At 47.0% G+C, this 4,176-nt stretch carries 7 protein-coding genes; 6 read left to right on the top strand and 1 reads right to left on the bottom strand.

Features of this window, described 5'->3' with window-relative positions; translation table 11 throughout:
* From HMPREF9304_RS12495 to HMPREF9304_RS12485, 3 genes are all read left to right on the top strand, one after another.
* The coding region (locus tag HMPREF9304_RS12495) for a site-specific integrase (RefSeq protein ID WP_036929763.1) at positions 1-651 on the top strand (651 nt) is incomplete at its 5' end.
* 12 nt (positions 652-663) lie between these two features.
* Entirely contained in the window at positions 664-1,947 is a 1,284-nt protein-coding gene (locus HMPREF9304_RS12490) for a site-specific integrase (RefSeq protein WP_036929757.1), read from the top strand.
* 53 nt (positions 1,948-2,000) lie between these two features.
* A complete protein-coding gene (locus HMPREF9304_RS12485) occupies positions 2,001-2,486 on the top strand; it encodes a DUF1896 domain-containing protein (protein WP_023983529.1) in 486 nt (161 codons plus the stop codon).
* A 77-nt stretch (positions 2,487-2,563) separates the two neighbouring features.
* Here the strand turns inward: HMPREF9304_RS12485 and HMPREF9304_RS14585 are convergent, their stop codons facing one another.
* Positions 2,564-2,878: a hypothetical protein gene (locus tag HMPREF9304_RS14585; RefSeq protein ID WP_156104823.1), complete on the bottom strand. Its 315-nt coding sequence runs from the start codon at positions 2,876-2,878 to the stop codon at positions 2,564-2,566.
* 370 nt (positions 2,879-3,248) lie between these two features.
* Between HMPREF9304_RS14585 and HMPREF9304_RS12480 the strand changes: the two genes are divergently transcribed.
* From HMPREF9304_RS12480 to HMPREF9304_RS12470, 3 genes are all read left to right on the top strand, one after another.
* Entirely contained in the window at positions 3,249-3,518 is a 270-nt protein-coding gene (locus HMPREF9304_RS12480; RefSeq protein WP_036929752.1) for a helix-turn-helix domain-containing protein, read from the top strand.
* Positions 3,519-3,525: 7 nt separating this feature from the next.
* A complete protein-coding gene (locus tag HMPREF9304_RS12475) occupies positions 3,526-3,840 on the top strand; it encodes a helix-turn-helix domain-containing protein (protein ID WP_021825736.1) in 315 nt (104 codons plus the stop codon).
* Positions 3,828-4,176, top strand: a 349-nt coding sequence (locus tag HMPREF9304_RS12470; RefSeq protein ID WP_036929747.1) for a hypothetical protein, incomplete at its 3' end; no start/stop codon positions are given. The genes HMPREF9304_RS12475 and HMPREF9304_RS12470, both read left to right, overlap by 13 nt.

Genomic DNA, 4,176 nt, shown 5'->3' with positions numbered 1-4,176 from the left:
AAACGGCACATCATTGACACCTATCCCTTCATCAACCATTCCATTCGTTGGGAAGCGGGTACTCCACGTTACATCACGAGGGAGGAGGTAAGCCGTATCGCAGCCTTGGGAGAAGACGAACTGCAAGGCTATGAAAAAGTGTCGAGGGACATGTTCCTTTTCTCCTGCCTGACGGGACTTTCCTATACCGACGTGTATCACTTGACGGAGCAGCACATCTTTCACGAAGCGGGAATGACTTGGATACGCAAGCCGAGAATNAAGACGGGCAACGTNTGCCACATCCCCCTACTTCCCGAAGCCACTGCCATTATCGAGCGTTATCGGGGCATTCACACGAGGGCTTTCCGACACGAACCGCCCAAGGGGTATCTGCTGCCCATACCCGGATGCGACACGGTAAACATACACCTCAAAAAGATAGCACGGCTTTGCGGTATTCAGAAAACGCTGACCTATCACATGGCACGGCATACCTTCGCATCTCAGATGACACTGTCGGAGGGCGTGTCCATTGAGAGCGTTTCCAAAATGCTCGGACACAGTCAAATCAAAACCACGCAAGTGTATGCGGAGACTTCTCCCGAGCGTGTCTTTCTGGACATAGAGAAAATACTTCCACAACTCGCACATTATCAACTGACCAACTAAAACCGCAGAACAATGAAAAGTACATTTGCCATACTATTCTACATAGATAGAAGCAAGACCAATGAAGACGGACTATGCGTAATCCGCTGTCGTATCACCTGTAACGGCACATCCTCTTCGTTTTCCACACAGCTACAATCCGTTCCCGACGAGTGGCTTGCCCGAAAAGGGCGCATCAAGGCGACAGCAGGTAATTCAAGCGGCATCAATCTGCAACTGAACTCAATCGAAGAGTGCTTGCATTCACTCTATGAACGTACATTAAGGGAAGAAAACTATATCACGGCGGAATACCTCAAGGAGCGTTATATGCAGCAAAGTCGCCCTATGCCAACACTTACGGAGTTATACCAAACCGTCTGTAAAGAAAAGGAGGATTTGCAGGGCAGAACACTAAGCAAGGCGACCGTCAGGGCTTTTAAGGACAGCTACAAGAGTTTTGTTCATTTCCTGCAAGTAAGGGACAGGGCAGACTGTATGCCCACAGAGGTGGACAAGACTTTCCTTGAGGACTATCGCCTTTTCATGCTTCGGGACTTGGGAAACAAGGAAAGCAGTGTCGGCAACCGCCTACGCCACTTGCATCAGGTCATTCGCAAGGTATTGCAGGAGCGATACGTTCGTGAAGACCCTTTTGAACTCATAGACATAGAAACGCCTACCTACGAGCGCAATGCACTTACGGCGGACGACCTGCAAAAACTCTTAGCTTACCGTCCGCACCGCTCGACAGACAACCATTGCAGACTTATTTTCCTCCTGGGATGTTTTACGGGGCTGGCATTCTCCGATTTGAAGAAACTCAGAATGGATGATGTCTATACGCTCAGTGATGGACGCAGATATATCTCCCTCTGCCGAACAAAGACACAGAACAGAAGTATTGTCCCGTTGCTGCCCGTTGCCGAGAAAATACTCGCCATTGTGAGCCACGAACGAAGGGAGGGGCTTTTCTTTCGAGAGTTTCCCAGCAACAGTAATTTCAATAGAACTATTCAGGAGATATGTATTAAGGCAGGACTGCCACCGCATACCCAAGCGACCTCACACACCGCACGGCACACCTTTGCCACGACCATCTGTCTGGAGAACGGACTTCCGATAGAGACGGTGAGCAAGATGCTGGGGCATCGCTTTATCTCCACGACCGAGATTTATGCACGGGTGACCAAGAGCAAGATTGCCAAGGAAATGCAACCCCTGATGGGTAGTGAGCATACAAGGGTACTGCGTAAAGCCTTACGGCTGTGTCCGTCAAGAACACCGAAAAAGTCAAGTCCCATAATTGGGCTGTAACAGCCGTAATGAATGAATCAAAAAAGAAGTCTAACTTTTTAACAAGAAGAACAATGAAACAGAAGAACAAAAAGGAAGTTTCCTTCTTCCGATTGAAGTTGGAAAGCTATATGAGTGAACATCACCCCGAGCGATTGGGAGACAAGGAGTTTATCACGGCAAGAGCCGATATGGCACTGACCGCCTACTGCGATGCCGTGGCGCAAGGTTTTAATCATTTAGAAGCAGAAAGAATAGCAAGTGAAGTGCTTTTCAGTGGACTGCATTTCTCAAAGTACGATACCCTTGTTTCTGTCTTGGAGGACGAGTTTGAGAGGGAACTTCCTGCACCGCTCCCCGAGAGGCTTTCGCTTTTATTGTTGGCGAACAAGGCTGTTCAAGCCACATTCGCTGGGTATGAACTGACGGACGCATTTGCCGCAAGCGGACAATACGACCGTCTTTACACCGAACTGACAGGCACAATAGTGCTGCTCATCGAGAGCAACAACCTGCCAACGGTCAAACAGACGGAGGAAGCAAGCCCGAAGGCGTTGTAGGCAAAGGCGCACGCAAAGTTCCTGATGCCGTTTCTTATCGTGCAAAGGTACAACGGCAGCCTGTCTGCCCTGAAAGGTCAAGTCCTGTGGATGGAGAGAAGAATCTCCACCGCAGGATTTTTCTTTTTCAAGGCAGTACTACAATTCTCAATATCCGTGCGGTCGTATTCATCTCTCCCAACCTTGCAGGGCAAGGCTGCCGTAGAGAGATAGGCACGACAAGAATACGGCATACTCAGGCTCTTTGGACGCAAAAGCGAATTGTAGAAACAATAGTTAGAACTAACGATTGTCTTAACAATCTTATTATATGACAAGCCATTTTTTGTACAACTTATTGTCTGTACAATTTGTTGTCTGTACAATTTGTTGTCTGTACAATTTGTTGTCATAACAATTTGTTGTCAAGACTATCTGTTGTCAAGACTATCTGTTGTCAAGACTATCTGTTGTCAAAACAAACTATCGTCAAAACAAACTATTGATAGTTCGACATCTCGATTTGTCGAACTATCGAACTGTCGATAGACCAACAAATATGCAATAAAAGGAAAGAACTGGCACCTCATCTCATTACCGCAATAACGCTGAGGGATTTCCTCGTGGTCTTTTCTCTTGTTTTCCTGACATTTCCCTGCTTTTCCTCATCCCTTGTAGCGATGCTCTTGACCACTTACTTTTGCACCCGATAAGTACGGCAACGGGCAGCGTAACAGCTCGTTTGCCGAGTAACAATAACGTAATCAAAACAAAATTAAGGCAATGAAACTCATTATCATCGACCGCAAAGTGTGGGAGCGACACCGCTCCGAGTTTGCAGACTTTATCCACCGAGTGAAAAAACTCATCGGCAATCCTCCCGAGGCCGAGCAATGGCTCAACAACGAAGCCGTGTGCAAGCGTTTGGGTATCAGCAAGCGTACCCTGCAATCATACCGAGATACGGGGAAAATCCCTTTCTCAATGATTGGACACAAGTGTTATTACAAACAGACCGACATCAGCGAAATGCTGAATGAAGTCAAAAAATGAATGAATTATGGCAGAGAATGAAATCATTACGCGGGAAGACCCTCAGATGCAGTTGTTTTCACAACTGATGGAAGGCACTTTGAAGAAGTTGGAGCGGTATTGTGCCACAGCTCGTCCGATGTTAGATGGCGAGGTTTACCTTTCGAGCGAGGAAGTGTGCAGGCAATTACGGCTCAGCACACGCACGCTCCAAGAGTACAGAAACTCAGGAACGCTTCCTTTCTACAAAATCGGAGGGAAGATACTCTACAAGCAGAGCGACATACAAGCCATGCTTGAAAAACACTATAACCCGATACCCAAGAAATTATGGCAAGAATAGATGAAAAAAGGAAACAACGCTTGGAACAAGCCATTAGAGATATGGGAAATTATGGCGTTAAGCTCCGCAAGCCCGAAGAGTTACCCGATTTTGACCAGCCCTCCGATTATGAAGAGGAAAAGAGAAGGTTTGAGCCTGTTGATAAAGTTGAGGAACAAAATGACAAGGAGAGTAACGAGGATTTTTCTCAACCGTCCTATCAAGAAACAGCGTTGTCGCCAACAGAAAGGGCTACTTCTACCGAAGAATTTCATCAAAGAATGGGAAAAACAAAGGACAGAAAGCAATTATCCGAGTTTCAGGGGAAATATCTCCAGCCCTTTCGCAACAGCCACC

The organism is Hoylesella timonensis S9-PR14, assembly GCF_000762405.1.
GTDB classification, from domain to species: Bacteria; Bacteroidota; Bacteroidia; order Bacteroidales; family Bacteroidaceae; genus Prevotella; species Prevotella timonensis_A.
Note: the sequence above shows the minus strand (reverse complement) of the source record. Positions and strands in the feature narration are given on the sequence as shown.